Below are 25,682 nucleotides of genomic sequence, written 5' to 3' on the forward strand. Positions count from 1 at the left end.
GTACTGGTGTTGAAATGTTCCGTAAGCTTCTTGACGAAGGTCGTGCTGGCGAGAACTGTGGTGTTCTTCTACGTGGTACTAAGCGTGAAGATGTTGAGCGTGGTCAGGTTCTTGCTGCTCCTGGTTCAATCACTCCACACACTACTTTCAAGTCAGAAATCTACGTTCTGTCTAAAGAAGAAGGTGGACGTCATACTCCATTCTTCAAAGGCTACCGTCCACAGTTCTACTTCCGTACAACTGACGTAACCGGTACTATCGAGCTTCCAGAAGGCGTAGAGATGGTAATGCCTGGTGATAACGTTGCTATGACAGTAACACTAATCTGCCCAATCGCGATGGACGAAGGTTTACGCTTCGCAATCCGTGAAGGTGGTCGTACTGTAGGTGCTGGTGTTGTAGCTGAGATTGTTGCTTAATAGCGACTCTTCTTACAAACACTAAAGAAAAGGAAGCTTCGGCTTCCTTTTTTATTGCCTATAATTTATTAGCTGAGAGCCGTTATAAAAAACTGCTGGAATTAGCACTAAAACTTTGTATAATGCGCTCCACTTGATGGTTTTCATCTAATAGATGATTATTCAATCACTGGGGTTGATCTGAGTGAATAAATCAGTATAATACCCCTTCGCCTTAACCATTAGGCGAATTAAATTAGTTAGACAATAGGTCTAACTCAAAAAAACAGCGACTCCGATTGTGAGTCGAACGGTTAAATCATCTCGCTCTGCGTTCCGAATTGGAAGTGCAAGAGGGTGATTTTTTATGTGTCCATTTTAGGAGCTCTGGTCAATGCAGAACCAAAGAATCCGTATCCGCTTAAAAGGATTTGATCATCGTTTGATCGATCAGTCTACTGCGGAAATCGTTGAAACTGCTAAGCGTACAGGCGCACAGGTTCGTGGTCCAATTCCACTACCAACGCGTAAAGAACGTTATACCATTTTGACTTCTCCACACGTTAATAAAGATGCGCGTGATCAGTACGAACTTCGTACTCACAAACGTCTAGTTGACATCGTTGAGCCAACTGAAAAGACTGTAGATGCTCTTATGCGTCTAGATCTTGCTGCTGGTGTTGACGTTCAGATTAGCTTGGGTTAATAAGAGGTTTTCGAGATGGCTATCGGTCTTATCGGTCGTAAAGTGGGTATGACTCGCATCTTCGGTGAAGATGGCGTTTCTCTCCCAGTTACAGTAATTGAAATCACATCTAACCGCGTTACTCAGGTGAAAACCTTAGAAACTGACGGTTACCGTGCTCTTCAAGTTACTACTGGTAACAAAAAAGCTAATCGCATCACTAAGCCAGAAGCAGGTCACTTTGCTAAGGCTGGCGTAGAAGCCGGTCGTGGTTTATGGGAAGTGCGTTTAGCAGATGACGAAGGCGAAGGCATTGAAGTAGGTGCTGAGCTTAATGTTGATATCTTCGCTGACATAGCGAAAGTTGATGTTACTGGTCAATCTAAAGGTAAAGGTTTCCAAGGCGGTATTAAGCGTTGGAACTTCCATGCACAAGATATGACACACGGTAACTCACTGGCACATAGATCCAACGGTTCTATCGGTCAAAACCAAACACCAGGTCGCGTTTTCAAAGGTAAGAAAATGTCTGGCCATATGGGTGCAGAGCGTGTTACTACGCAGAATCTAGACGTTGTACGTGTAGATGCTGAGCGTAACTTGCTATTGGTTAAGGGTGCTGTTCCGGGTGCTACTAATGGCAACCTGATCATCAAGCCTGCCGTTAAAGCTTAGGTCTGAGGAGATAGTAATGGAATTGGTATTGAAAGACGCACAAAGTGCTCTGGAAGTTTCCGAAACTACCTTCGGCCGTGACTTTAATGAAGCACTGGTTCATCAGGTAGTTGTAGCTTACGCTGCAAACGCACGTCAGGGCACTCGTGCTCAAAAGACTCGTGCGGAAGTTATTGGCTCTGGCAAAAAGCCATGGCGCCAAAAAGGTACTGGCCGCGCGCGTGCTGGTACTGTTAAAGGCCCAATCTGGCGTGGCGGTGGCGTAACATTCGCTGCTAAAGCACAAGATCACAGCCAAAAAGTTAACAAGAAGATGTACCGCGGAGCGCTGAAAAGCATTTTCTCTGAGTTGGTACGTCAAGACCGTCTAATCGTGGTTGAGTCGTTTGGTGTTGAAGCTCCTAAAACTAAAGAGCTTAAAGCTAAACTGGCTGAAATGAACCTGGAAGACGTGTTGATTGTTACTCCAGAAATTGACGAGAACTTGTTCTTGGCTGCTCGCAACTTGTACAAAGTTGACGTTCGTGATGTTGCTGGTATTGATCCAGTTAGCCTTATCGCGTTCAACAAAGTACTAGTAACTGCCGATGCTGTTAAGCAAATCGAGGAGATGCTGGGATGATAAGCGAAGAACGTTTGCTAAAAGTTATTCTTGCACCACATATCTCTGAAAAGAGTACTGTTTGTGCAGAAAATAACAACACGGTAGTTTTCCGTGTAGCTATAGACGCTACTAAAGCTGAAATTAAAGCTGCAGTCGCTAAGTTGTTCGAAGTTGAAGTTGATTCAGTTCGCACTCTAGTTAACAAAGGTAAGACCAAGCGTACCGGTGCCCGTATGGGTCGTCGTGTAGATTGGAAAAAAGCCTACGTTACTCTAGCTGAAGGTGCAGACATCGATTTCGTCGGCGCTGAGTAAGCAAAGGAGAATTATCATGGCAGTTATTAAGTGTAAGCCTACCTCTGCTGGTCGTCGCCACTTAGTTAAAGTGGTGAACAAAGACCTGCATAAAGGCAAACCTTTTGCTGGCTTGTTGGCTAAGAAGTCAAAAAGTGGTGGCCGTAATAATACTGGTCGTATCACTGTTCGTCACGTAGGTGGTGGACACAAGCAGCATTACCGTATTGTTGACTTTAAGCGCAACAAAGACGGTATCCCTGCAAAGGTTGAGCGTTTGGAATATGATCCAAACCGCACAGCTAACATCGCACTTGTTTTGTATGCAGATGGTGAGCGTCGTTACATTCTTGCAGCTAAAGGCATGCAAGCTGGAGATAAAATCCAGTCTGGTATCGATGCAGAAATCAAGAGTGGTAACACTCTACCATTACGCAACATTCCAGTAGGTAGCGTTGTTCACGCAGTTGAGATGAAGCCTGGTAAAGGCGCTCAGATCGCTCGTTCAGCAGGTACTTATGTACAAGTTGTAGCTCGTGATGGCGAATACGCTACTCTACGTCTTCGCTCTGGCGAAATGCGTAAAGTACCAGTAGATTGTCGCGCGACATTGGGTGAAGTTGGTAATGCCGAGCATATGCTACGCCAGTTAGGTAAAGCAGGTGCTAAGCGCTGGAGAGGCGTACGCCCAACAGTTCGTGGTGTTGCAATGAACCCAGTAGACCATCCACATGGTGGTGGTGAAGGCCGTACTTCGGGTGGCCGTCATCCAGTATCACCAACGGGTGTCCCAACTAAGGGTTATAAGACTCGTAGTAACAAACGCACCGACAAGTACATTGTACGTCGTCGCAATAAAAAGTAAGAGGATTCGCCATGCCACGTTCTCTCAAGAAAGGTCCATTCATTGACCTGCACTTGCTGAAGAAGGTAGAGAAAGCGATGGAAGCGGGAGACAAGAAGCCTATTAAGACTTGGTCTCGTCGCTCTATGATCATCCCTAATATGATTGGGTTGACCATCGCTGTCCATAATGGTCGTCAGCACGTACCTGTGTTCGTAACTGACGAAATGATCGGCCACAAGCTTGGTGAATTTTCACCAACTCGCACTTATCGCGGCCATGCTGCAGATAAGAAAGCGAAGAAGCGTTAATACGGGAGACATAAGATGGAAGTTTTAGCTAAACATCGTTTTGCCCGTACGTCGCCTCAAAAGTGTCGTTTGGTTGCAGATCAAATCCGTGGACTGCCTGTTGCTAAGGCTCTCGAAATTCTAACTTTCAGCCCTAAGAAAGCTGCAGTACTTGTTAAAAAAGTACTGGACTCTGCAATCGCTAATGCTGAGCACAATGAAGGTGCTGACATTGACGAGTTAAGAGTTGGAGCGATAATGATCGATGAAGGTCCAACAATGAAGCGTATCATGCCACGTGCCAAAGGCCGTGCTGATCGTATAATCAAGCGCACCAGCCACATTACTGTGGTTGTGTCAGATCACTAGGAGTTAGCAATGGGACAGAAAGTACATCCTAATGGTATCCGTCTGGGTATCACTAAGCCTTGGATCTCGACCTGGTACGCTGATAAGTCAGACTATGCCAATAACTTGAGCAGTGACTGGGAAGTGCGTAAGTTTCTTGAAAAGAAACTTAAGCAAGCATCAGTTTCTAAGATTGTTATCGAGCGTCCAGCTAAGAGTGTTCGCGTTACTATCCACACAGCCCGTCCAGGTGTTGTGATTGGTAAGAAAGGTGAAGACGTTGAGAAGCTACGCAACGCAGTTGCTAAGCTAACTGGTATTCCAGCTCAAATTAACATCGCTGAGATCCGTAAGCCTGAGCTAGATGCTAAGCTTGTTGCCGATGGCATCGCTTCGCAGCTAGAGCGTCGTGTTATGTTCCGTCGTGCTATGAAGCGCGCAGTTCAAAATGCAATGCGTCTTGGTGCTAAAGGTATCAAAGTTGAAGTTAGCGGCCGTCTAGGCGGAGCTGAGATTGCGCGTTCTGAGTGGTATCGTGAAGGTCGTGTACCTCTACATACACTGCGTGCTGATATCGACTATTCTACTGCAGAAAGTCACACCCAATACGGTGTGATCGGCGTTAAAGTTTGGGTCTTCAAAGGTGAAGTTCTAGACGGTATCGTTCCTGCACACGAAGAGCCGAAACAGCAGCCGAAGCGTAAGCCTCGCGGTAAATAGGAGAGCTGGCAATGCTGCAACCAAAACGAACTAAGTTTCGCAAAATGTTCAAGGGCCGCAACCGTGGTCTAGCGAACGGCACTGAAGTTAGCTTCGGTGATTTCGGTTTGAAAGCTGTAGGACGTGGTCGTCTTACTGCTCGTCAAATCGAAGCTGCGCGTCGTGCTATGACACGTCACATTAAGCGTCAAGGTCAAATCTGGATCCGCGTTTTCCCTGACAAGCCAATTACCTCTAAGCCTCTTGAAGTGCGTATGGGTAAAGGTAAGGGTAACGTTGAATACTGGGTTTGCCAGATTCAACCAGGTAAGGTTCTTTATGAGATGGATGGTGTATCAGAGGAGTTAGCTCGTGAAGCTTTCGCCCTTGCTGCTGCCAAGCTACCTCTAAAGACTACCTTCGTAACTAAGTCGGTGATGTAATGAAAGCGAGCGAACTAACAGAAAAGAGCGTTGAAGAACTGAACGCTGAACTGCTTGGTCTGCTGCGTGAGCAGTTTAATCTGCGCATGCAACACGCAACTGGTCAGTTGACTCAGACTCATCAGCTGAAAATCGTGCGTCGCAACATTGCGCGCGTTAAGACCATTATTACTTCTAAGGCGGGTGCGTAATGTCTGATAAAATCCGTACTTTGCAGGGTCGTGTACTTAGCAACAAGATGGACAAGTCTATCACTGTAGCTATTGAGCGTAAGGTTAAGCATCCTTTATACGGGAAGTACCTTAAGCGCACTACTAAGATCCATGCACATGACGAAACAAATCAGTGTAATGCTGGCGATGTCGTGACTATTCGCGAATGCCGTCCGCTATCTAAGACTAAGTCTTGGACACTGGTTGAAGTAGTGACAAAGGCCTAAGTTAAATTAGGTTTTTAGCGAAGCGGCTCCTTTAGAGGAGCCGTTTTTATTTTAATACTATCTATTCCCAAAAACGGGTGTTATACTTGCGCGCCATTTTTGACAAAATTATAGTCAAATATTGGCGAAATAGTAGTCCCAATTAGGGATGTGAAGTAACGTTAGCGGAGCATTTACAATGATCCAAATGCAATCTACTCTAGATGTTGCCTGCAACAGTGGCGCTCGTAGAGTTCAGTGTATTAAGGTCTTAGGTGGATCTCACCGTCGTTATGCCGGTATCGGCGACATCATTAAGGTTTCTGTTAAAGAAGCTATTCCTCGCGGTAAAGCGAAGAAAGGTGATGTTTATAGCGCGGTTGTAGTTCGTACTAAGAAAGGCGTTCGTCGTCCAGACGGTTCTGTCATTCGCTTCGATCGGAACGCAGCAGTTTTGCTTAACGCAAACAATGCACCGATTGGTACTCGTATCTTTGGCCCAGTGACGCGTGAATTGCGTAACGAACAATTTATGAAAATTGTTTCTCTGGCACCAGAAGTACTGTAAAGGAGCTTCAAAATGGCAGCTAAAATCCGTCGCGAAGACGAAGTAATAGTACTAGCAGGTAAAGATAAAGGGAAACGTGCAAAAGTTTCTCAGGTTCTTCCAACTGGTAAATTAATTGTTGAAGGCATTAATCTTGTTAAGAAACACCAGAAGCCAAACCCACAATTGGGCGTAGCTGGCGGTATTATTGAGCAAGAAGCACCGATACAAGCATCAAACGTAGCGATTTTCAACTCTGCCACTGGCAAAGCTGATCGCATAGGTTTCCGACTAGAAGACGGTAAGAAAGTTCGTTTCTTTAAGTCTAACAGTGAACTCGTTAAGTAATTGGAGTAAACGATGGCGAAACTGCATGATAAATATCAAGAGACTGTTATTGCAGAACTTTCTAAAAAGTTCGGTTTTACCAGTGTCATGCAAGTCCCTCGGATTGAGAAAATCACCCTAAACATGGGTGTTGGCGAAGCAGTAGCAGATAAGAAAGTTATGGAGCATGCGCTTCGTGACATGACTGCTATCGCTGGTCAAAAGCCAGTAGTGACTGTAGCTCGTAAGTCAGTGGCTGGTTTTAAAATCCGTGATGGCTACCCGATAGGCTGTAAGGTTACACTGCGCGGTGAGCGTATGTGGGAATTCTTAGAGCGTTTAGTTGATATCGCAATCCCGCGTATTCGTGATTTCCGTGGTATGAGCGCTAAGTCGTTCGATGGCCGTGGTAACTACGCAATGGGTGTACGTGAGCAAATTATCTTTCCTGAGATCGAATACGATAAAATCGATAAGATCCGCGGAATGGATATTGTAATCACTACTTCTGCGAAGAATGACGAAGAAGGCCGAGCTCTGCTTGAAGCCTTTAACTTCCCATTCAAGAAATAAGGGTAGCGTAATGGCAAAAAGTTCAATGAAAGCACGTGAAGCAAAACGTGCCAAGCTCGTGGCTAAGTTCGCTGAAAAGCGTCTTGCTCTTAAGGCTACCATTAGCAGCCCAGAGACATCTGAAGATGATCGTTGGGATGCAGTTCTTAAGTTACAAGCTCTACCTCGTGACTCTAGCGCATCGCGTCAGCGTAATCGTTGTAGTCAAACTGGTCGCCCACATGGTTACTTACGCAAATTCGGCCTTAGCCGTATTAAATTGCGTGAAGCTACTATGCGCGGTGAAGTTCCTGGTCTACGCAAGGCCAGCTGGTAAGCACTTGTCACGGAGTAAGCTAATATGAGCATGCAAGATCCTATAGCGGATATGTTAACACGTATTCGTAATGGCCAAGCTGCTAACAAAGTATCAGTATCTATGCCTTCTGCTAAGCTAAAAGTTGCCATCGCGCAAACGCTTAAAGAAGAAGGTTATATCACTGACTACGCCGTAGCAGATGAAACCAAACCTGTCCTAGAAATCACTCTTAAGTATTTCCAAGGCCAGCCAGTTGTTGAGACTATCCAGCGCGTAAGCCGACCTGGTCTTCGTATTTACAAAGGTAAAGACGAACTTCCAAAGGTTATGGGCGGACTGGGTGTCGCAATTGTGTCCACTTCTAAAGGTTTGATGACTGATCGTACTGCCCGCCAAAATGGCATGGGCGGGGAAGTTATCTGCTACGTAGCATAAGGAGCTAGCAATGTCTCGTGTCGCAAAAGCACCAGTCGCTATTCCTGCAGGCGTAGAAGTGACTTTAAACGAACAAACTATCACCGTAAAAGGTACTAAAGGTAGTTTGACTCGAGTAATCAACTCTGAAGTTTCTGTTGTTGTTGAAGACAACGAAATCAAGTGTAGTTCTGTTGAAGGCGTTAAAACTAACGCTCAAGCAGGTACAGCTCGAGCTTTAATCAACAATATGGTTGTTGGTGTATCAGCTGGTTTTGAGAAAAAACTAACTCTAATTGGTGTCGGTTACCGTGCGAAAATCGCTGGTAAAGGCGTTGATTTGACTCTAGGTTTCTCTCACCCACTAGTACATGAACTCCCAGACGGCGTAACAGCTGTATGTCCATCACAAACTGAGATCGTACTTTCGGGTGCAGATAAGCAGTTAGTTGGTCAAGTAGCAGCTGAGATTCGCGGATACCGTCCACCAGAGCCTTATAAAGGTAAAGGTGTTCGTTATTCTGACGAGCAAGTACGTCGTAAAGAGGCTAAGAAGAAGTAGGTAACGCGATATGGATAAGAAAACATCTCGCTTACGCCGCGCAACTCGCGCCCGTAAGAAGATCCAAGAGCTGGGCGTTAATCGTCTGGTTGTACATCGTACACCACGTCACACCTATGCTCAGGTAATTAGTCCTGAGTCACAGGTTTTGGCGGCAGCTTCAACTGCTGAGAAAGCGGTATCAGAGCAACTTAAGTACACAGGCAATGTAGATGCCGCTAAAGCAGTAGGTAAAACTGTTGCAGAGCGTGCTATCGAGAAAGGCGTGACTGTAGTTGCATTCGATCGTTCCGGTTTCAAGTATCACGGACGTGTCGCTGCTCTAGCAGACGCCGCTCGTGAAGCTGGCCTCAAGTTCTAAGGAATGATGAAAAATGGCTAAATTCGAAGCTCAGCAAAAAGATGACCTGCAAGAGAAGTTAGTTGCAGTTAATCGTGTTTCTAAAGTAGTTAAAGGCGGACGTATCTTTAGCTTCACTGCACTAACAGTAGTGGGTGATGGTAACGGTAAAGTCGGTTTTGGCTATGGTAAAGCGCGTGAAGTACCAGCAGCAATTCAGAAAGCAATGGAAAAGGCTCGCCGTAACATTGTTTCTGTAGAACTGATCAATGGTACTCTACACCACCCTGTAAAGGGCCGTCACACTGGTTCGCGTGTTTACATGCAACCAGCCTCTGAAGGTACCGGTATTATCGCCGGTGGTGCAATGCGTGCCGTATTGGAAGTAGCAGGCGTTCATAACGTACTGTCGAAAGCATACGGTTCTACTAACCCGATCAACATCGTTCGCGCAACTGTAGATGCGTTGGTGCACATGAAGTCACCATCACAAATTGCAGCTAAGCGTGGCCTGAATGTTGATGAAATTCGAGGTTAATACACCATGGCTACTAAAACATTTAAAGTAACTCAGACTAAAAGTTCAATCGGCCGCTTACCAAAGCACCGTGCAACTTTACTAGGTCTTGGTCTGCGCCGAATTAACCACACTGTTGAAGTTGAAGATACTCCTTCTACTCGCGGTATGGTTAACAAGGTTTACTACATGGTTAAGGTGGAGGATTAATAATGCGTTTAAATACTCTATCTCCAGCAGCTGGCGCTAAGTCAGCAGCTAAGCGTGTAGGTCGCGGTATCGGTTCAGGCACTGGTAAAACTTGTGGCCGCGGTCACAAGGGTCAGAAGTCTCGTTCAGGCGGCGGCGTTCGCGTCGGTTTCGAGGGTGGTCAAATGCCACTTAAGATTCGTCTACCTAAGTTTGGTTTTACCTCGCGTAAAGCGTTGGTATCAGCAGAAGTTCGCATTAGCGAGCTGGCTAAAGTTAACGGTGATGTTGTCGACTTGAATGCACTGAAAGATGCGAATCTTGTTACTCGCAACATACAGTTTGCTAAAATCGTTCTTTCAGGTACCATTGAGCGCCCAGTGACCGTAAAAGGTCTGAAGGTAACCAAAGGTGCACGTGCAGCTATTGAAGCTGCCGGCGGAAAGATCGAGGAATAATACGTCGATGGCAAAACCAGGACTTGATTTAAAAAGCGCGAAAGGTGGATTTTCTGAACTGAAGACTCGCCTCCTGTTCGTGATTGGTGCGATTATCGTCTTTAGAGCCGGTTCGTTTGTACCAATTCCTGGTATTGACGCTGCTGTATTAGCAGAGCTGTTCAATCAGCAAAAGGGTACTATCTTAGGCATGTTTAACATGTTCTCTGGTGGTGCCCTTGAACGTGCTTCTATCTTTGCATTAGGTATCATGCCGTATATTTCGGCATCGATTATCATGCAGTTGTTGACTGTTGTGCATCCAGCATTAGCCGAACTGAAAAAGGAAGGCGAATCTGGACGTAAGAAAATCAGTCAATATACACGATACGGCACATTGGTCCTGGGTACATTCCAGGCGATCGGTATCGCAACGGGTCTTCCGAACTTAGTCCCAGGTTTAGTAGTAAACCTTGGATTTAGCTTCTACTTCGTTGCAGTTGTGAGTCTAGTAACAGGAACTATGTTCCTTATGTGGCTAGGTGAGCAGATAACCGAACGAGGCATAGGTAATGGTATCTCGATATTAATTTTCGCGGGTATTGTTGCTGGTCTACCATCTGCTATCGGCCAAACGGCTGAACAGGCGCGTCAAGGTGACTTGAACGTACTAGTACTATTGTTGATTGCAGTGATTGTATTTGCTGTAACCTATTTCGTTGTATTTGTAGAACGTGGTCAACGACGTATCGTTGTTAACTACGCTAAGCGTCAGCAGGGCCGTAAGGTTTTCGCAGCGCAAAGCACGCATTTACCGCTTAAGGTTAATATGGCAGGTGTGATCCCGCCAATTTTTGCGTCGAGCATCATTTTGTTCCCAGGCACACTGGCTCAGTGGTTTGGTCAAAATGAGTCTTTATCATGGTTAAGTGATTTTTCACTTGCCGTGTCACCAGGACAACCGCTCTACTCATTATTGTATGCAACAGCGATCATTTTCTTCTGTTTCTTCTATACTGCGTTGGTGTTTAACCCACGTGAGACAGCTGATAACTTGAAGAAGAGTGGTGCGTTTATTCCCGGGATCCGTCCTGGAGAACAGACTTCGCGTTACATTGATAAAGTAATGACCCGCCTGACATTAGCAGGTGCGTTATATATTACCTTTATCTGTTTAATTCCGGAGTTCATGTTAATTACGTGGAAAGTACAGTTCTATTTTGGCGGTACTTCACTACTTATTATGGTAGTCGTAATCATGGACTTCATGGCTCAAGTTCAGACCCACATGATGTCTCATCAGTATGAGTCTGTAATGAAGAAAGCTAATCTAGTTAACAAAGCGAACTTAGATCGCTTTGGCCGCTAAGATAGTTTTCTCGGAGTGATGAAATGAAAGTTCGAGCTTCCGTGAAGAAGATCTGCCGTAATTGCAAGATCGTAAAACGTAGTGGCGTTGTACGCGTGATTTGTGTTGAACCTAAACACAAACAGCGTCAAGGCTAAAAAAATTGGTCAGCCCTGTTCGGGCTGATCAAATATTATTTGCAAAACCGTCGTCTGTCGAGTATCCTACCGGGCTTTTCACAGATGACCATTAACTATTTAAGGAGTGCATAGTGGCCCGTATCGCTGGCATTAACATTCCTGATCATAAGCATACCGTCATTGCATTGACCGGTATTTTCGGCATCGGCCGTACTCGCGCAAGAGCAATCTGCGCGTCTACTTCTGTTGCTGAAGACGCTAAGATCAAGGAATTGAGCGAAGCTCAAATTGATACACTACGCGAAGCAGTTGCTGAATACACTGTAGAAGGTGATTTGCGTCGTGAAGTTTCCATGAACATCAAACGTCTTATGGACCTTGGTTGTTACCGTGGAATTCGTCACCGTCGTAGCCTGCCTCTTCGTGGGCAACGTACTAAGACCAATGCGCGTACGCGTAAAGGTCCACGTAAACCAATTAGAAAGTAACGGGGTAATCCAATATGGCTAAAAGTCCGTCACGTTCTCCGCGTAAGCGTGTACGTAAACAGGTTGCTGATGGTATGGCGCATATCCATGCGTCTTTCAACAACACAATTATTACCATTACTGATCGTCAAGGTAATGCACTATCTTGGGCAACTTCAGGTGGTTCAGGTTTCCGTGGTTCACGTAAATCTACCCCTTTCGCTGCACAGGTTGCTGCTGAGCGTGCAGGTGTTGCTGCTCAGGATTACGGTGTTAAGAACCTTGAAGTTTTTGTAAAGGGTCCTGGCCCAGGACGCGAATCTGCGATTCGTGCACTGAACTCGGTTGGTTACAAGATAACCAATATTACCGATGTGACGCCTATCCCTCATAATGGTTGTCGTCCTCCTAAGAAACGTCGCGTATAACTCGTCGTTTTTAAATAGGATAGTTGGAGAAAGAACATGGCAAGATACTTGGGTCCAAAGCTCAAGCTCAGCCGCAGAGAAGGTACAGACCTTTTCCTAAAAAGCGGCGTGAGAGCAATCGATTCGAAGTGTAAGCTTGAAACTGCACCTGGACAACACGGCGCTCGTAAGACCCGTCTGTCTGAGTATGGTGTTCAGCTACGCGAGAAACAAAAAGTTCGTCGTACTTATGGTGTGCTAGAAAAGCAGTTCCGTAACTACTACAAAGACGCTGCACGTCAAAAAGGTAATACTGGTGAAAACCTACTTACTCTTTTAGAAACCCGTCTTGATAACGTTGTATACCGTATGGGTTTTGGTGCTACTCGCGCTGAATCTCGTCAGTTAGTTAGCCATAAGTCTATTTTGGTTAATGGTAGCGTTGTTAACATTCCATCATTCAAAGTGTCTGCGAATGATGTAATTAGCATTCGTGAGAAGTCTAAGAAGCAAGCGCGTATTATTGCTGCTTTAGAAGTTGCTTCTCAACGCGAAAAGCCAACATGGGTTGAAGTTGATAACACTAAGATGGAAGGTGCTTTCAAGCGTCTACCAGAGCGTAGTGATTTATCTGCGGAAATTAACGAACAGCTTATCGTCGAACTTTACTCTAAGTAAAGTTAACACAAAAGAGAGGACACAATGCAGGGTTCTGTTACAGAATTTCTTAGACCGCGTCTCGTTGATATCGAGCAGGTTAATCCAACACGTGCCAAAGTTACACTTGAGCCGCTAGAACGTGGTTTCGGTCACACTTTAGGTAACGCGTTGCGTCGTATCCTATTGTCGTCTATGCCAGGCTGCGCGGTAACCGAAGTAGAGATTGATGGTGTACTGCATGAATACAGTAGCAAGGAAGGCGTGCAAGAGGATATCCTTGAGATCCTTCTAAACCTTAAAGGTTTAGCAGTGGTTGTTGAAGGGAAAGACGAAGCTATGCTTACTTTAAGTAAGTCAGGCGCAGGCCCTGTTACTGCAGCAGACATTACCCATGATGGTGATGTTACAATCATGAATCCTGACCATGTTATCTGTCATTTAACAGGTAACAATGATGTCAGCATGCGTATCCGCGTAGAGCGTGGTCGCGGTTATGTACCGGCTTCTGCCCGTGCACAAACCGAAGACGATGATCGCCCTATTGGTCGCTTGTTGGTTGATGCTTCTTTCTCACCTGTCGCTCGTATAGCCTACAATGTAGAAGCTGCACGTGTTGAACAGCGTACTGACTTGGATAAACTCGTAATTGATATGACCACAAACGGTACTATCGATCCTGAGGAAGCTATCCGTCGTTCTGCAACCATCTTAGCTGAACAGCTAGATGCGTTCGTTGAGCTTCGTGATGTTACCGAGCCAGAGCAGAAAGAAGAGAAGCCAGAATTCGATCCGATTTTGCTGCGTCCTGTGGACGATTTAGAGCTAACTGTACGTTCAGCTAACTGTTTGAAGGCTGAAGCGATTCACTATATCGGAGATCTGGTACAGCGCACTGAAGTTGAGCTGCTTAAGACACCTAACCTAGGTAAGAAATCTCTTACTGAAATTAAGGATGTTTTGGCTTCTCGCGGACTGTCGCTAGGTATGCGTTTAGAAAACTGGCCTCCAGCCAGTCTTGTAGACGACCTATAAACCAGTTTTTGTACAGATAAGGTAATAAGGATTAGGTCATGCGCCATCGTAAGAGTGGTCGTCAACTAAACCGTAACAGCAGTCATCGTCAAGCTATGTTCCGTAACATGGCAAGCTCTTTAGTCCGTCACGAAGTGATCAAGACTACTGTAGCTAAAGCGAAAGAACTGCGTCGCGTAGTTGAACCTCTAATAACACTTGCTAAGAGTGATAGCGTTGCAAATCGCCGTTTGGCATTTGCTCGTACTCGCGACGCTGAAGTCGTAGGTAAGTTATTTAATGAATTGGGTCCACGCTATCAGGAACGTCCTGGTGGTTACACCCGTATCCTTAAGTGCGGTCTACGTACTGGTGATAAAGCGCCTATGGCATTTATCGAACTAGTAGGTCGCCCTGAAGCTGCTGAAGCTGTTGAAGCTGAAGACGCTGAGTAAATAAGGGTTCATTGTAAAAAGCCGGGCAGATGCCCGGCTTTTTTATATGTCTAATTTGTCCAAATCACTTGTTGTCTAACTTTTTCTGGTATGTGCAGCTTCCATCTTTCCACACCACTTAAGCTAAACATGTACTGTCCTTTCTTATCGTGCAGGTAAGGAATCTTACTCACTGGTGTACCGGAGAGGACTTTCATTGCTAATTTTCCCGCAAGCTGGCCATGTAAGAATCCGTCTAGAACATATCCGCCTACGTTGCCGTTACTTCCTATTGAAAAGTCCCAGAAGCCAAAATGTGGTAAAGGGGAGTTTAGTTTAGTCCACTGCATTATTTGGGCTGGCGATACATAATCTGTATTTTCATCAACAATTGTATGGTGGAGGCCAATAAAAATAGCATCAAATCCTTTAGCTTTAGATGCTTTGATCAATGATTTCCACTCAACGATATTTGTGATTAACTTGAATTCAACGTGTGACCTTCCAATTGTCATAGATAACTTCGATCGGTTAATGTGTTCGATCGTCGCTACTGATGTATGGCTGCTATCAAACAGTACAAGTATTTTTCTTTTAGGTAAGTCTTTAAGGAGCTGGTCTACAAATAATAGGGAACGTTTAAATAAGGGTCTTTCTAGAACGCCAGTAAAGTTTGCTAGTTTATGTATGCCATAGCGCCTAGGATTAGCGTTCATACCCAAAAATATGACTGGAATGTTTGTCTTTCCTAGCCTCTCACTTAAACGGCTTATCGCATTATCATCGGCCAATATTACTAAGTCGGGTTTAAGTGTTAGATATGTGTTCCAAGCTCGTGTTGCAGCATCGTCAAATGCTGTTGCGGGTAATCTTTTCGTATCCATATAGAACTGCTGGATTTTGTGTTTATTACCTATCGCTGACCTTATTCCTTTATTGCAGTGATCTGTCCAAGGGTACTCCTTGTGGTAACTCTCTATGATAAGGATAGAGGCAGCATGAGTGTATGGTGTGCATATACAGGCAAGAAGTAGCAGGAGAAGCTGGAGAGGCGTGCAGCGCATTTAATTTAATCCGCTAATGTCTTTACTTAGTTATAGCTTAAATAGCTCAGTAGGGGAGCTTCAGGCACAAAAAAGGCCTCAAATGAGGCCTTTTAAATTGTTAGCGATTAATAACTCGTTTTCTGACCTTCGTTATAATCAAGCTTTTCATGGCTTTGACCCATAGCTTCTGCAACTTCAGGTGGCATATAGTTTTCATCATGCTTTGCTAGAACTTCAGTGGCTTCAAGTTTGCCACCTTCAATCAAGACACCTTGTGCTACGATACCTTGTCCTTCACGGAAAAGATCTGGAAGAAGATCATCATAAGTTACTATGATCTCTCCGCCGGCTGCATCATGGACGGCAAACTCAACATGTAAGCTGTTTGGATCGCGAACCATAGAGCCTATCGTCACCATACCACCTACGCGGATACGTTGTCCTACTTCTGGCATTACACCTGTATCCTTCTTACCATGAACAATCTCTGTCGGGGTATAGAAGAGATTCAAGTTTGAATTCAATGCGTACAGTAGGAGTGAGGCTATTGCGGCTACACCACCGATTAAAGCTACTGCTAAAGCTAATCTTTTTTTACGTCTCACGTTCACTGTTTATTACTCCGGTTCTCTTTAAGGCGGTCTTCTCGCTGAATCTTTTTTGCTATTTCAGTAAGAACTTTACGCTTCTGTCCCATGCTTTGGATCACCAATAGAGCTAATGAACCAAACGTAACACCATAGGCAAGCCAGACATAAAAGCCATAGCCACCCATATTGAAAAATTCACTTAACGAATCAAATTGCATTATTTAACTCCCTGGCTCTTTGCTAAGGTGCGCACCCAAGGACGCATACTATTGCGAGCTAAAATTTCTGCTCTAAATCTTACTAGTGTTATAGCACCAATCATCATGCCGAACCCTAAGATATTTATTAAGAGAGGATATAGCATCTCTGTCGGCATTGCCGATTTTTCAGTGATTTTAATTGTCGATGGCTGATGTAATGAGCTCCACCATTCAACTGAATACTTAATAATTGGAATGTTAATGACACCAACTATTGCTAGGATACCTGCTGCTCGAGCTGCCAAAACTTTATCTTCAAATGATGCATACAAAGCAATTACACCTAAATAGAGGAACAGTAAGACTAACTCTGCTGTTAATCGTGCATCCCATACCCACCACGTTCCCCACATAGGTTTACCCCATGTCGCGCCAGTTATAAGTGCGATAAAGGTTATCACTGCACCGATAGGAGCTATCGCAGCGGCTGCCCAGTCTGCGGATTTTATTTGCCATACAAGACCAATAAATGCAGATGTTGCCATCCCCATATATGCCGCCATTGACATCGATGCGGCTGGAACATGAATAAAGATTATTCGGTAACTATCCCCTTGTTGGTAATCTGTCGGTGCGAACACTAAACCCCAGATCGAGCCTATGCCGATGAGGGAAAGTGCCAGTACAGAAAACCATGGAAGAAGTTTTCCAGAAAGATTATACGCTCGCTCTGGATCTGCGTAACTATGTAACCATTTCCACATTTAGTTAGTACTCACTCTTAAAGATGCACCAATTGCAAATGGTGCTAACGTTAATGAACCGACCAGCATCGCAGCAATAATTGCGAGGTGACCATCATAAGGTAGATTTAGTCCGGCAGCATCAATGGCCGTCGTAGCAAAAATTAATACCGGGATATAAAGCGGCAGTATTAGCAAGCTTAGTAATACTCCTCCTTTATGTAATCCAACTGTCAAAGCTACCCCTATGGCGCCTAAAAGGCTTAATACAGGTGTACCTAGTGCTAATGTCGCCATAAGTGCACCGTAGCTATTCGACTCAAGGTGTAGGAGTACAGCCAGTAGTGGTGCAACTAATATTAGCGGAACTCCAGTGAGTAACCAGTGAGCTAACACTTTAGCCAAGACCATAAGTGGTAGCGGCTGAGGGCTTAAAAGCATCTGTTCTAAGCTGCCGTCGTTATAATCTGCCTTAAATAATCTTTCTAATGACAGCATTGATGCCAGCAAAGCGGCTACCCAGATAATTCCAGGGGCAACTCTTGAAAGTATTTTTGGTTCTGGTCCAATTGCTAATGGGAAAAGAGTAACCACTAATATAAAAAACAGGAGCGGGTTGAATATATCGCCTTTATGACGAATCGCTATCTGTAGGTCACGCTTTAATAGTGTAAAAAACGCCTGTCTAAAACTGATGCCTTTTTTCATTTTATGACCTTATACAAAGCGATATTCAAGGCTAATCTTACGAAGGATATCGTCACCGATAATCCCCATATCCTGGTGTGTGGTTAAAATTACGCAACCACCGCGCTTTGAGTGAGCAAGAAACAGTTGCTCTAACTCCTCAACGCCCTTTTTATCAATCGCTGTAAAGGGTTCATCTAACAGCCAGATTTTACAGTTGGTATTCCATAGACGTGCTAGAGCCGTGCGTCTATGTTGGCCGGCAGACAGGTGACCCGCTAATGCTTCTTCAAAGCCTGCTAAATTAACTTTTGAAAGGATGTCACGGGTATCAAAGTCATCATAACCACTAATCCTTAAATTGAAGTTAAGATTCTCTTCTGCAGTTAACTCGCTCTTAACACCTGCAAGGTGTCCTAAATAAAGAAGATCATCATTATATTCGTCTCTACAGCGGTTTATATCTTCATTTTTATAATGTACATCACCAGCATAGGGGCGAGATAGGCCTGCAAGAATGCGTAGTAAACTGGTTTTTCCTGAACCATTTGGGCCTTCAATCTGAACGATCTCACCGGCAGTGATCTCAAAGCTAAGCTCGTCGAACAAAATACGCTCTTCACGTATGCAGGTCAGATCATTGGCTGAGATTAGGGTCTTTGTCATTTCTTCTACCACTGAGTCCTCTATATCAAGCCATTAATAAACACAAGGGATCTTAACACAATCCTTTTTAAGCGTTTAGTAATGCTTGATTCTATGTGTCAGCAATTTGATGTGCTTCCAATATTTGAAAGCTTTTAACAAATTAGTTGGAACTTTTTAGTTTTTCTCAAAAGCTCTTTTAACAATTGCTAATATAATATCGAATTTAGCATCTCAATTGTGCTTATATTCTGCAAGCTTTGACTGAAATCACAAAAAGGTGAGATTTAATGAAGTTTGATGTATCCTAGAGTAGCTATAAAATTAGTCTGTCTACTTTTATCAACAGAGTAAAGACGGCATTGAGCTTTGTTAGAATTTGCATTAGGAACATCGAACATGAAAAAACTGTTAGCTATGACTGCAGTCGCTGCTTTGACTTTGTCTGCAAGCGTATCTGCTCAAGATGGTGAAGCTGTATACACTAAGGCATGTCAAGTATGTCACAGTATGGGTGTTGCAGGCGCTCCAAAAGCACATGATGCAGCTGCTTGGGAACCTCGCATCGCACAAGGCCTAGACGCTTTGGTGTCTACAGTTAAAACTGGTAAAGGCGCTATGCCTCCAGGCGGTATGTGTACAGATTGTTCAGATGATGATTACAAAAAGGCAATCGAGTTCATGTCTAAGTAATCTTTGTTTGAGTCTCACTTAGAGACATAAATAAACCGGCTTTTAGCCGGTTTTTTTATGTCTCTAATTTGTTTAATTTAAACGTATAGAGATTAATAATGTTCGCTCGCCATATAGTCCGGGAGAAAATACCTTAAGCTAAGTTTGAGGGGTTTAATCTTCGACGCTAGGCTATTTCATTCAATATATAAACCTCCTCTTCTTATGGAGGTTGAATGTTAAATATAGGACCAAGTAGTAGGTTGAGCGGTTATAAGACAGTAGGTGTAGTATCTAACTGGCTTACAGTGTTCTAGCACCCAATAGGCTAGTCTGGTGCCTAATGAAATTGGTTAATTCCAATGGGAGTCATACAATGCTTAGTTCAGTGCGACTTGAGTAAAACTCTTATTCTATGAAGGTACTATGTAGGCGATGTGAATAGGTTGCTTTCTATTGCGGTAAGTTTTAGCACATAGTGCAGGTCTTATATTGGACTAATGCAATTGATTATTTGTAATAAAAAAGGCCAGCAAATGCTGGCCTCAATACGGGTTAACTTTATTGTTAAATTAGTTAACCTGTGTATCGATGATGAGTTGCGCGGTATCACCAACTTTAACTGATGCTAATCTGCCCTGTAGGTCGCCAGACTGAGGCTTCACAGTACCATGTTTAGAAAGCACTGCAATAATCTCAACATTTTTAGCACCACTGAGTTTAACATCACCACCCATAGAGGTTGTATCGTCTAAAGTAATAGTGGTTGGTAGAGACTTAGCTGACACTTTAACGGCAGCTAAAGGTACTTTAGGACCTTCAGTGTTGCGGGCAAAGATAAATAGCATATCAGTGCTACCAACTTGCTTAAGTAGCTCATCTGAAACAGAGACTTCAACATTTACGGTTTTAGCGACAGCTTCAACATTTGCATGAGCAGCGTCATTTGGCATTTCACCAGTCTCAGCTCCCATTCTCATTTTGGCACTATCAATAGCATTGATGATGGCGCTACGGTCTACATCTTTACGCTCACTATCGAGAATTGTTTGCCAAGCATCGATTGCTGTTTGATAGTTTGCGGTGAAGAAAGCATCCATACCAACTAGCAATAGAGTTGACGGGTCTTCAGGATCAAGTGCTAAAGCTTGCTCAACGATAGCAGTAATTGCTGGTGTCATCTGCTGATTGGCTCTGTAATACATGGCCGTTGCTTTAGGACCTAGAAGCTCTGCATGCGTACCAACTAACTCAATAGCCTGATCGAATGCTTTAATCGCATCATTGTATTGGCTTGCCGAAATATACATGTGGCCAAGACTAAATAGCAGCTGACTATTCTCAGGTTCAGCTTTAGCTTGTGCTTCCATCATTTGTAGGCGTTGCTGCATTATTTGATCGGCATCCATCCCAGCATGGGGGCTGGCAGGTTCAGGTTGATCAAGTTTAGCGTAAGCACCTAACGTGCCGTAGAAGTAACCGGAAAGACCGAGAATAACCACTGACATAGCAACGGGCCAGAGTAGACCTTTAGGCTTAATCTTATTAACAAGTGATTCATCTTCACCCTGCTTCATGTCTTGTAGCAGGCTGACTTCAAGTTCTTTCTTAAGTGCGTCAAATTCTACTTGGTCAAGCAGTTCCTCATCTAGCTCTTTTTCAAGAAAAGCGAGGCGAGTGTTAAATAGTTCTAGGTTCGTTTCTTTACGAACTCCAGCTTCTTCCGTTTGTAGCATCTTCTGCTGACGGAAATGAGGAAACCAAATCAGCACTAGGCTGACTAATACAAAAAGCGCAATAAAAATCCAGAGAGTGGTCATTATTTCTATTTCACATTAGTTAAAAAAAAGCGGATACACCGCTGTGATAAGGATAGGATTATACGGAAAGATTATTCATTGAACAGTAATATAAGGTTATCAATTCGGTAAAAGGTGATAGTTGAGTGCTGGTTCACAGTTCGTTTCTATTTTTTTAAAATGTCTGAAACTTAAGATTCATCTAAGGGTCAGACCATAGAATCTGTCAGTTTTAACACCTGTAACAGTCGCAGCAAATGAGCGAAGAATGAGACAAATGACCCATATTTGTGCGAAAGAAGCAGACAGATACAATAGCAAATACTAAAATGACTCAAAATTTAATCCTTAAGCAGCTAAATTACTTTTCGCTTATGGATGTTGAGTGATTAAATTAGGCGTATGCTTAAACAATTAATCTACAGGACTGAGGAAACCCCATGATCCCAGAATTAGGACACCTTTCGCTGATAATAGGTTTGGCTTTTGCCTTCCTATTAGCCAGTGTTCCTTTAATTGGTGTTGCTCGTAAAGACCAATATTTAGTTCGATATGCCTGGCCTTTAAGCTACGGTATGTTTTTCTTTATTTTTTTATCGGTCATCGTGCTTGGTTATAGTTTTGCCATTGATGACTTCTCTATTGCGTATGTTGCTCATCACTCTAACTCACAGTTACCGATCTTCTTTAAGATTGCGGCTGTATGGGGTGGCCATGAGGGATCGCTGCTGTTCTGGGTTTTCTCTTTGTCAGCTTGGGCCGCGGCGGTAGCCTACTTTAGTAAGTCTATCGAAGAGGTTTTTGTTGCTAGGGTGCTCGCAGTATTAGCAATGATTATAATAGGTTTTACCCTATTTATGATCTTAACCTCGAGCCCATTTGAACGCCTGTTCCCTATTCCTATGGAAGGACGTGACCTTAACCCTATGCTTCAGGATGTTGGTCTTATTTTCCATCCTCCTATGCTTTACCTTGGTTATGTTGGCTTTGCCGTTAGTTTCGCATTCGCTATTGCAGCCTTGATGGGTGGCAGCCTGGATTCAGCTTGGGCTCGTTGGAGTCGTCCTTGGACGCTAGCTGCTTGGGTATTCCTAACAGGTGGTATCTCGCTTGGTTCTTGGTGGGCGTATTATGAACTAGGTTGGGGCGGTTGGTGGTTCTGGGATCCGGTAGAGAATGCTTCATTCATGCCATGGTTGATCGGTACTGCTCTACTTCATTCAGTTATCGTAACTGAGAAGCGTGCTGCTTTCCGCAACTGGACAGTTTTACTCTCTATTACAGCTTTCTCACTCAGTTTATTGGGTACCTTCATTGTACGCTCTGGTGTACTAACCTCTGTGCATTCGTTTGCAGCAGATCCTAGTCGAGGCATGTTTATTCTGCTTCTCTTAGGTTTAGCGGTTGGTGGCTCCTTAACTCTATTTGCTTTCAGAGCAAGTCAGATGAAGAGTCCAGCACGCTTCAACTTACTTTCTAGAGAGACCATGTTGTTAGTGTGTAATATTCTACTAACAGTAGCGTGTGGTACCGTATTACTAGGAACACTTTACCCGCTTCTTATTGATGCACTTAACATGGGTAAGATCTCAGTAGGACCTCCATACTTTAACGCTGTCTTTGTTCCAATCGTACTCGTACTGTTTGTATTTATGGGTGTCGGACCAAATATTCGCTGGAAGAAGTCTAAGGAAGGCGAGTTAAAATCTAAGTTAATCGTACCTGCTGTTATCGCAACTATTGTTGGTGTTGCAGCGCCATTCCTAGCGGGTGGTGAGTTCAACATTTGGGTTATGTTAGGTATAGGTACAGCTACTTGGGTGACACTTACAACTTTGAGAGCGGGCTACGGTCTGATCAAGAGTAAAGATGGCTCAATTAGCCTTGCAAGATTAGGTCGTAGTGAGCTCGGTATGATCATTGCCCACCTAGGTATCGCGGTTTCAGTTGTTGGCGGTACTATGGTGTCTAACTACTCAATAGAAAAGAGTGTTCGAATGGGTCCTGGCATCTCGGAAGAGTTGGCTGGTTACACATTTAACTTCAAGGAAACGCTTAACGTAGTTGGTCCTAACTACACTGCACAGCAGGGGCAAATTGAAGTTACTCAAGATGGCGAGTTTGTAACTCTTTTAAGACCTGACCGTCGTCAGTACAACGTACGTACTATGGATATGACTGAAGCCGGTATTGATTGGGGTCTATTCCGTGACCTTTATGTGACAATGGGTGATCCGATTAGTCGCACAGAGTATGCTGTACGTCTCAACTATAAGCCATTTGTTCGCTGGTTATGGTTCGGAAGTATCTTTATGATGGTTGGTGGCTTCTTTGCGGCATCTGATAAGCGTTACCGCACTAAGAAAGTGACTGAAAAAACTAAAGATGAAGAGAAGGCAAAATTAGCTACGGCTTAACTTGAATTGGGGCAAGTATGAAAAAGCTAGTATTATTTATTCCACTGATCCTAGTGATGGTAATGGGAGTGTTCCTTTATAAGGGACTCTTCCTAAACCCTCAAAAACTGGATTCTGCCCTAGAAGGAAAGCCGATTCCGGCTTTCCAGTTAGAGCGATTGGAAGATAGTAGCGAGATAATTACGAATGAAACTTTAAAAGGGGAAGTCTCTCTCTTAAATGTATGGGCCACTTGGTGTCCATCATGTAAGTATGAGCACCCTTATTTAATGCGATTTGCTAGACAAGAGACCTTACCTATTTACGGTATTAATTATCGTGATGAACGCAGCTTAGCGATCAGAGAGCTAAGTCGTGAGGGGGATCCTTATACTAAGAATATCTTCGATCATGATGGTCGCCTTGGTTTAGATCTTGGTGTATATGGTGCACCAGAAAGTTTCTTAGTGGATCACAATGGTATTATTCGTTACAGATATGCTGGCCCTATCGATCAGCGCGTTTGGAATGAAACATTACTACCTATGATTAAAGAGTTACAAGCTGTGGCTAAGCAAGAGGGGGCATCGTGATTAAATCTATCTTTACTTTAATGGCAGCAGTACTTCTTACGCTAGTCACGGCAAGCGTTAACGCGACACCAGTTGATACTTATCAGTTTAAGTCGGTTGATAATCAGAAGCGTGCGCTTGATTTAGCACATTCATTACGTTGCCCTCAGTGTCAAAACCAGAACTTAATCGATTCCAACTCACCAGTTGCACAAGATCTTCGCCTTGAAGTCTATGAAATGGTTGACGCTGGAAAGAACGATGCAGAAGTCATTGAGTTTATGACGAGTCGTTATGGTGACTTTGTACTTTATAAGCCAAGAATGGAGCCAAAAACTCTCGTTTTATGGTTAGGCCCTTTGGGGTTATTACTTATCGCTTTAGCCATTGGCTTCGTCTTTATACGTAAACAGCGCATCGCCGCTGCAGATGAAGTTGAAATCAGTGCTGAAGAGCAAAATGAGTTGGACAAACTACTCAAGCGAGACGGTAAATGATCAATAGCTTGGCTAAAGTAATCGCGACAGCATTTATTCTATGGGCATCGCTTTCTGTATCAAATGCTGTGGCCTATCCTGGCATGGAAAAGAAAGCAGAAGGTAAGCCATCGAGTATAGATCTGGTTAATGTCTTACCTAAGACTTACCCAATCGATGTTGTACCTTTCAAGAATGCTAAGGGTGAAACTGTCGATTTTAGCCAGTACCGTGGCAAAGTGATTATGGTAAACATGTGGGCGACTTGGTGTCCGCCTTGTGTTCGTGAGTTGCCGGCAATCAAGCGATTAAGCAGTAAGTTCGATAATAGCAAGTTTGAGATTCTACCTATATCAATTGATCTTGAAGGGAAGAAGCAAGTTGAACCTTTTCTAAAAGAACTAGGGATGGAAGACTTTAACTCCTATTATGATGAAAAGCAGAAGCTAGGTCAGGTATTCCCACTGGATACAATCCCTGCGACCTTTATATTAAATAAAGAGGGTGAGCTTCTTGCTTTTGTTCGTACCTTTGTTGATTGGGACGATAAGAAAGCTGTGGAATTAATACAAAGCTTTATTGACCAGCAGTAGATAACGTATTTAATTTGTATAAAAAGGGGCTTTAAGCCCCTTTTTTATATCTGCAATTCGAACAGAAATTCTGACTAATAGTCATAAATCCAGTGGTTTTGTATCTTATATAAACGTATCGGGGGATATATGCTCACTCAGGACGAATATCATCACTTTCTGTAAATAAGTCCTTGCCATCACGGCAGACATCCCTATAATGCGCTCCCACTGACACGGCAAACCAGCCTTCTTAAACAGAAGCTGAAACCCCGTCAGGGCAACAAGTAAGCTAATTAATTTCCTCGTTTTAAACGTTTGAAATTAAATTTTTAAAAGCACTTGACGCCAACAACGGGAAGTGTAGAATACGCCTCCTCAAGCCAGCGACCTAGCGTCAACGGCGGTGCTACTTAGCGCCACGTTCTTTAACAATACGAAACAAGAAATCTGTGTGGACATTCACAGGTATTGAGTTATTCGAAATTGCTTCTTAGGAAGCAATCAAAAAATTTACTCAATGATTGAATGTTCATAGATTCGAACTTAGTTCGAGTCACTTATATAAACAGTATAATTCATTGAGCCGTTCTTCATCCTTAATCGGGTGAGAACAACAAAACTTTAATTGAAGAGTTTGATCATGGCTCAGATTGAACGCTGGCGGCAGGCCTAACACATGCAAGTCGAGCGGAAACAGAGAGGTGCTTGCACCTTTGCTGTCGAGCGGCGGACGGGTGAGTAATGCCTAGATATCTGCCTAGTCGTGGGGGATAACAGTTGGAAACGACTGCTAATACCGCATACGCCCTACGGGGGAAAGGAGGGGACCTTCGGGCCTTTCGCGATTAGATGAGTCTAGGTGGGATTAGCTAGTAGGTAAGGTAATGGCTTACCTAGGCGACGATCCCTAGCT

41 protein-coding genes and 1 rRNA gene are annotated in these 25,682 nt (G+C 43.9%); 35 read left to right on the forward strand and 7 right to left on the reverse strand.

Annotated elements, in window-relative coordinates:
* The 29 genes from BM736_RS23915 to rplQ form a co-directional block, all read left to right on the forward strand.
* Positions 1–419: EF-Tu/IF-2/RF-3 family GTPase (locus tag BM736_RS23915; RefSeq protein ID WP_372828717.1), on the forward strand; the 419-nt coding region annotated here is incomplete at its 5' end.
* Positions 420–792: 373 nt separating this feature from the next.
* Positions 793–1,104, forward strand: a complete 312-nt coding sequence (rpsJ, locus tag BM736_RS23920; protein WP_005503530.1) for a 30S ribosomal protein S10 — start codon at positions 793–795, stop codon at positions 1,102–1,104.
* 15 nt (positions 1,105–1,119) lie between these two features.
* Entirely contained in the window at positions 1,120–1,758 is a 639-nt protein-coding gene (gene rplC, locus BM736_RS23925; RefSeq protein WP_076416784.1) for a 50S ribosomal protein L3, read from the forward strand.
* Positions 1,759–1,774: 16 nt separating this feature from the next.
* Positions 1,775–2,380, forward strand: a complete 606-nt coding sequence (gene rplD, locus BM736_RS23930; protein ID WP_076416785.1) for a 50S ribosomal protein L4 — start codon at positions 1,775–1,777, stop codon at positions 2,378–2,380.
* The gene (rplW, locus tag BM736_RS23935) at positions 2,377–2,676 is read left to right on the forward strand and encodes a 50S ribosomal protein L23 (protein WP_076416786.1); all 300 of its coding nucleotides are present in this window, start codon (positions 2,377–2,379) and stop codon (positions 2,674–2,676) included. Before rplD ends, rplW begins: the two co-directional genes overlap by 4 nt.
* Before the next feature lie 16 nt (positions 2,677–2,692).
* Complete coding sequence (rplB, locus tag BM736_RS23940) at positions 2,693–3,520, forward strand: 50S ribosomal protein L2 (protein WP_076416787.1); 828 nt, start codon at positions 2,693–2,695, stop codon at positions 3,518–3,520.
* Between the two features lie 11 nt (positions 3,521–3,531).
* Entirely contained in the window at positions 3,532–3,810 is a 279-nt protein-coding gene (gene rpsS, locus BM736_RS23945) for a 30S ribosomal protein S19 (RefSeq protein WP_006083596.1), read from the forward strand.
* Between the two features lie 15 nt (positions 3,811–3,825).
* Positions 3,826–4,158, forward strand: a complete 333-nt coding sequence (gene rplV / locus BM736_RS23950) for a 50S ribosomal protein L22 (protein WP_076416788.1) — start codon at positions 3,826–3,828, stop codon at positions 4,156–4,158.
* 9 nt (positions 4,159–4,167) lie between these two features.
* Positions 4,168–4,857, forward strand: coding sequence for a 30S ribosomal protein S3 (gene rpsC / locus BM736_RS23955; protein WP_076416789.1), 690 nt, complete (start codon positions 4,168–4,170; stop codon positions 4,855–4,857).
* Positions 4,858–4,868: 11 nt separating this feature from the next.
* Positions 4,869–5,279, forward strand: a complete 411-nt coding sequence (gene rplP, locus BM736_RS23960; protein WP_076416790.1) for a 50S ribosomal protein L16 — start codon at positions 4,869–4,871, stop codon at positions 5,277–5,279.
* The gene (gene rpmC / locus BM736_RS23965) at positions 5,279–5,470 is read left to right on the forward strand and encodes a 50S ribosomal protein L29 (RefSeq protein WP_012144642.1); all 192 of its coding nucleotides are present in this window, start codon (positions 5,279–5,281) and stop codon (positions 5,468–5,470) included. The genes rplP and rpmC overlap by 1 nt, the downstream gene beginning before the upstream one ends.
* Positions 5,470–5,718, forward strand: a complete 249-nt coding sequence (rpsQ, locus tag BM736_RS23970; RefSeq protein WP_076416791.1) for a 30S ribosomal protein S17 — start codon at positions 5,470–5,472, stop codon at positions 5,716–5,718. The genes rpmC and rpsQ overlap by 1 nt, the downstream gene beginning before the upstream one ends.
* 178 nt (positions 5,719–5,896) lie before the next feature.
* The gene (gene rplN, locus BM736_RS23975) at positions 5,897–6,265 is read left to right on the forward strand and encodes a 50S ribosomal protein L14 (protein ID WP_012144640.1); all 369 of its coding nucleotides are present in this window, start codon (positions 5,897–5,899) and stop codon (positions 6,263–6,265) included.
* 12 nt (positions 6,266–6,277) lie between these two features.
* Complete coding sequence (gene rplX, locus BM736_RS23980; RefSeq protein ID WP_076416792.1) at positions 6,278–6,592, forward strand: 50S ribosomal protein L24; 315 nt, start codon at positions 6,278–6,280, stop codon at positions 6,590–6,592.
* A gap of 12 nt (positions 6,593–6,604) precedes the next feature.
* Complete coding sequence (gene rplE / locus BM736_RS23985) at positions 6,605–7,144, forward strand: 50S ribosomal protein L5 (protein WP_076416793.1); 540 nt, start codon at positions 6,605–6,607, stop codon at positions 7,142–7,144.
* 10 nt (positions 7,145–7,154) lie between these two features.
* On the forward strand, positions 7,155–7,460 hold the full coding sequence (rpsN, locus tag BM736_RS23990) for a 30S ribosomal protein S14 (protein ID WP_076416794.1): 306 nt from the start codon (positions 7,155–7,157) through the stop codon (positions 7,458–7,460).
* Between the two features lie 24 nt (positions 7,461–7,484).
* Positions 7,485–7,877, forward strand: coding sequence for a 30S ribosomal protein S8 (rpsH, locus tag BM736_RS23995; protein ID WP_076416795.1), 393 nt, complete (start codon positions 7,485–7,487; stop codon positions 7,875–7,877).
* Between the two features lie 10 nt (positions 7,878–7,887).
* Positions 7,888–8,418, forward strand: a complete 531-nt coding sequence (gene rplF / locus BM736_RS24000; RefSeq protein WP_076416796.1) for a 50S ribosomal protein L6 — start codon at positions 7,888–7,890, stop codon at positions 8,416–8,418.
* 10 nt (positions 8,419–8,428) lie between these two features.
* Positions 8,429–8,779, forward strand: coding sequence for a 50S ribosomal protein L18 (gene rplR / locus BM736_RS24005; RefSeq protein ID WP_076416797.1), 351 nt, complete (start codon positions 8,429–8,431; stop codon positions 8,777–8,779).
* A 13-nt stretch (positions 8,780–8,792) separates the two neighbouring features.
* Positions 8,793–9,296, forward strand: coding sequence for a 30S ribosomal protein S5 (gene rpsE / locus BM736_RS24010; protein WP_076416798.1), 504 nt, complete (start codon positions 8,793–8,795; stop codon positions 9,294–9,296).
* Between the two features lie 6 nt (positions 9,297–9,302).
* Positions 9,303–9,485, forward strand: coding sequence for a 50S ribosomal protein L30 (gene rpmD / locus BM736_RS24015; protein WP_076416799.1), 183 nt, complete (start codon positions 9,303–9,305; stop codon positions 9,483–9,485).
* Positions 9,486–9,487: 2 nt separating this feature from the next.
* A complete protein-coding gene (gene rplO, locus BM736_RS24020; protein ID WP_076416800.1) occupies positions 9,488–9,922 on the forward strand; it encodes a 50S ribosomal protein L15 in 435 nt (144 codons plus the stop codon).
* Between the two features lie 7 nt (positions 9,923–9,929).
* A complete protein-coding gene (secY, locus tag BM736_RS24025; RefSeq protein WP_076416801.1) occupies positions 9,930–11,270 on the forward strand; it encodes a preprotein translocase subunit SecY in 1,341 nt (446 codons plus the stop codon).
* Positions 11,271–11,293: 23 nt separating this feature from the next.
* Complete coding sequence (gene rpmJ, locus BM736_RS24030) at positions 11,294–11,407, forward strand: 50S ribosomal protein L36 (protein ID WP_006083579.1); 114 nt, start codon at positions 11,294–11,296, stop codon at positions 11,405–11,407.
* A 113-nt stretch (positions 11,408–11,520) separates the two neighbouring features.
* The gene (gene rpsM / locus BM736_RS24035; RefSeq protein ID WP_076416802.1) at positions 11,521–11,877 is read left to right on the forward strand and encodes a 30S ribosomal protein S13; all 357 of its coding nucleotides are present in this window, start codon (positions 11,521–11,523) and stop codon (positions 11,875–11,877) included.
* 14 nt (positions 11,878–11,891) lie between these two features.
* Positions 11,892–12,284 (forward strand): 30S ribosomal protein S11, encoded by a 393-nt coding sequence (gene rpsK, locus BM736_RS24040; protein WP_012327241.1) that lies wholly within the window; start codon positions 11,892–11,894, stop codon positions 12,282–12,284.
* A 36-nt stretch (positions 12,285–12,320) separates the two neighbouring features.
* Positions 12,321–12,941 (forward strand): 30S ribosomal protein S4, encoded by a 621-nt coding sequence (rpsD, locus tag BM736_RS24045; RefSeq protein ID WP_076416803.1) that lies wholly within the window; start codon positions 12,321–12,323, stop codon positions 12,939–12,941.
* A 24-nt stretch (positions 12,942–12,965) separates the two neighbouring features.
* Entirely contained in the window at positions 12,966–13,955 is a 990-nt protein-coding gene (gene rpoA / locus BM736_RS24050) for a DNA-directed RNA polymerase subunit alpha (protein ID WP_076416804.1), read from the forward strand.
* A 38-nt stretch (positions 13,956–13,993) separates the two neighbouring features.
* Positions 13,994–14,389 (forward strand): 50S ribosomal protein L17, encoded by a 396-nt coding sequence (gene rplQ / locus BM736_RS24055; protein WP_076416805.1) that lies wholly within the window; start codon positions 13,994–13,996, stop codon positions 14,387–14,389.
* 50 nt (positions 14,390–14,439) lie between these two features.
* Here rplQ and BM736_RS24060 read toward each other — a convergent pair whose 3' ends face one another.
* The 6 genes from BM736_RS24060 to ccmA all read right to left on the reverse strand — a co-directional run bounded on the left by BM736_RS24060 (position 14,440) and on the right by ccmA (position 18,300).
* Positions 14,440–15,252, reverse strand: coding sequence for an ABC transporter substrate-binding protein (locus BM736_RS24060; protein ID WP_256718002.1), 813 nt, complete (start codon positions 15,250–15,252; stop codon positions 14,440–14,442).
* A 287-nt stretch (positions 15,253–15,539) separates the two neighbouring features.
* A complete protein-coding gene (gene ccmE / locus BM736_RS24065; RefSeq protein ID WP_076416807.1) occupies positions 15,540–16,025 on the reverse strand; it encodes a cytochrome c maturation protein CcmE in 486 nt (161 codons plus the stop codon).
* A complete protein-coding gene (gene ccmD, locus BM736_RS24070; protein ID WP_076416808.1) occupies positions 16,022–16,222 on the reverse strand; it encodes a heme exporter protein CcmD in 201 nt (66 codons plus the stop codon). Before ccmD ends, ccmE begins: the two co-directional genes overlap by 4 nt.
* A complete protein-coding gene (locus BM736_RS24075; RefSeq protein ID WP_076416809.1) occupies positions 16,222–16,968 on the reverse strand; it encodes a heme ABC transporter permease in 747 nt (248 codons plus the stop codon). Before BM736_RS24075 ends, ccmD begins: the two co-directional genes overlap by 1 nt.
* The gene (gene ccmB / locus BM736_RS24080) at positions 16,969–17,655 is read right to left on the reverse strand and encodes a heme exporter protein CcmB (RefSeq protein WP_076416810.1); all 687 of its coding nucleotides are present in this window, start codon (positions 17,653–17,655) and stop codon (positions 16,969–16,971) included. It abuts the gene before it with no gap.
* Between the two features lie 9 nt (positions 17,656–17,664).
* Positions 17,665–18,300 carry a cytochrome c biogenesis heme-transporting ATPase CcmA gene (gene ccmA, locus BM736_RS24085; protein WP_076416816.1) on the reverse strand — a complete coding sequence of 212 codons (636 nt, stop codon included), beginning with the start codon at positions 18,298–18,300 and terminating at the stop codon, positions 17,665–17,667.
* A gap of 378 nt (positions 18,301–18,678) precedes the next feature.
* Here ccmA and BM736_RS24090 point away from each other — a divergent pair, with 378 nt between their 5' ends.
* Positions 18,679–18,972, forward strand: coding sequence for a cytochrome c5 family protein (locus tag BM736_RS24090; RefSeq protein WP_076416811.1), 294 nt, complete (start codon positions 18,679–18,681; stop codon positions 18,970–18,972).
* 551 nt (positions 18,973–19,523) lie between these two features.
* Here BM736_RS24090 and ccmI read toward each other — a convergent pair.
* Positions 19,524–20,771 (reverse strand): c-type cytochrome biogenesis protein CcmI, encoded by a 1,248-nt coding sequence (gene ccmI, locus BM736_RS24095; protein WP_076416812.1) that lies wholly within the window; start codon positions 20,769–20,771, stop codon positions 19,524–19,526.
* Positions 20,772–21,190: 419 nt separating this feature from the next.
* Here ccmI and BM736_RS24100 point away from each other — a divergent pair, with 419 nt between their 5' ends.
* The 5 genes from BM736_RS24100 to BM736_RS24120 all read left to right on the forward strand — a co-directional run.
* A complete protein-coding gene (locus tag BM736_RS24100; protein ID WP_076416813.1) occupies positions 21,191–23,167 on the forward strand; it encodes a heme lyase CcmF/NrfE family subunit in 1,977 nt (658 codons plus the stop codon).
* Positions 23,168–23,184: 17 nt separating this feature from the next.
* Complete coding sequence (locus tag BM736_RS24105; RefSeq protein WP_076416814.1) at positions 23,185–23,739, forward strand: DsbE family thiol:disulfide interchange protein; 555 nt, start codon at positions 23,185–23,187, stop codon at positions 23,737–23,739.
* 20 nt (positions 23,740–23,759) lie between these two features.
* A complete protein-coding gene (nrfF, locus tag BM736_RS24110; protein WP_076416817.1) occupies positions 23,760–24,215 on the forward strand; it encodes a heme lyase NrfEFG subunit NrfF in 456 nt (151 codons plus the stop codon).
* Positions 24,212–24,787, forward strand: coding sequence for a TlpA disulfide reductase family protein (locus tag BM736_RS24115; protein ID WP_076416815.1), 576 nt, complete (start codon positions 24,212–24,214; stop codon positions 24,785–24,787). Before nrfF ends, BM736_RS24115 begins: the two co-directional genes overlap by 4 nt.
* Before the next feature lie 604 nt (positions 24,788–25,391).
* Positions 25,392–25,682, forward strand: a 16S ribosomal RNA gene (locus tag BM736_RS24120); the annotation flags it as partial.

It is taken from the genome of Shewanella sp. UCD-KL12 (assembly GCF_001957125.1).
Lineage (GTDB): Bacteria > Pseudomonadota > Gammaproteobacteria > Enterobacterales > Shewanellaceae > Shewanella.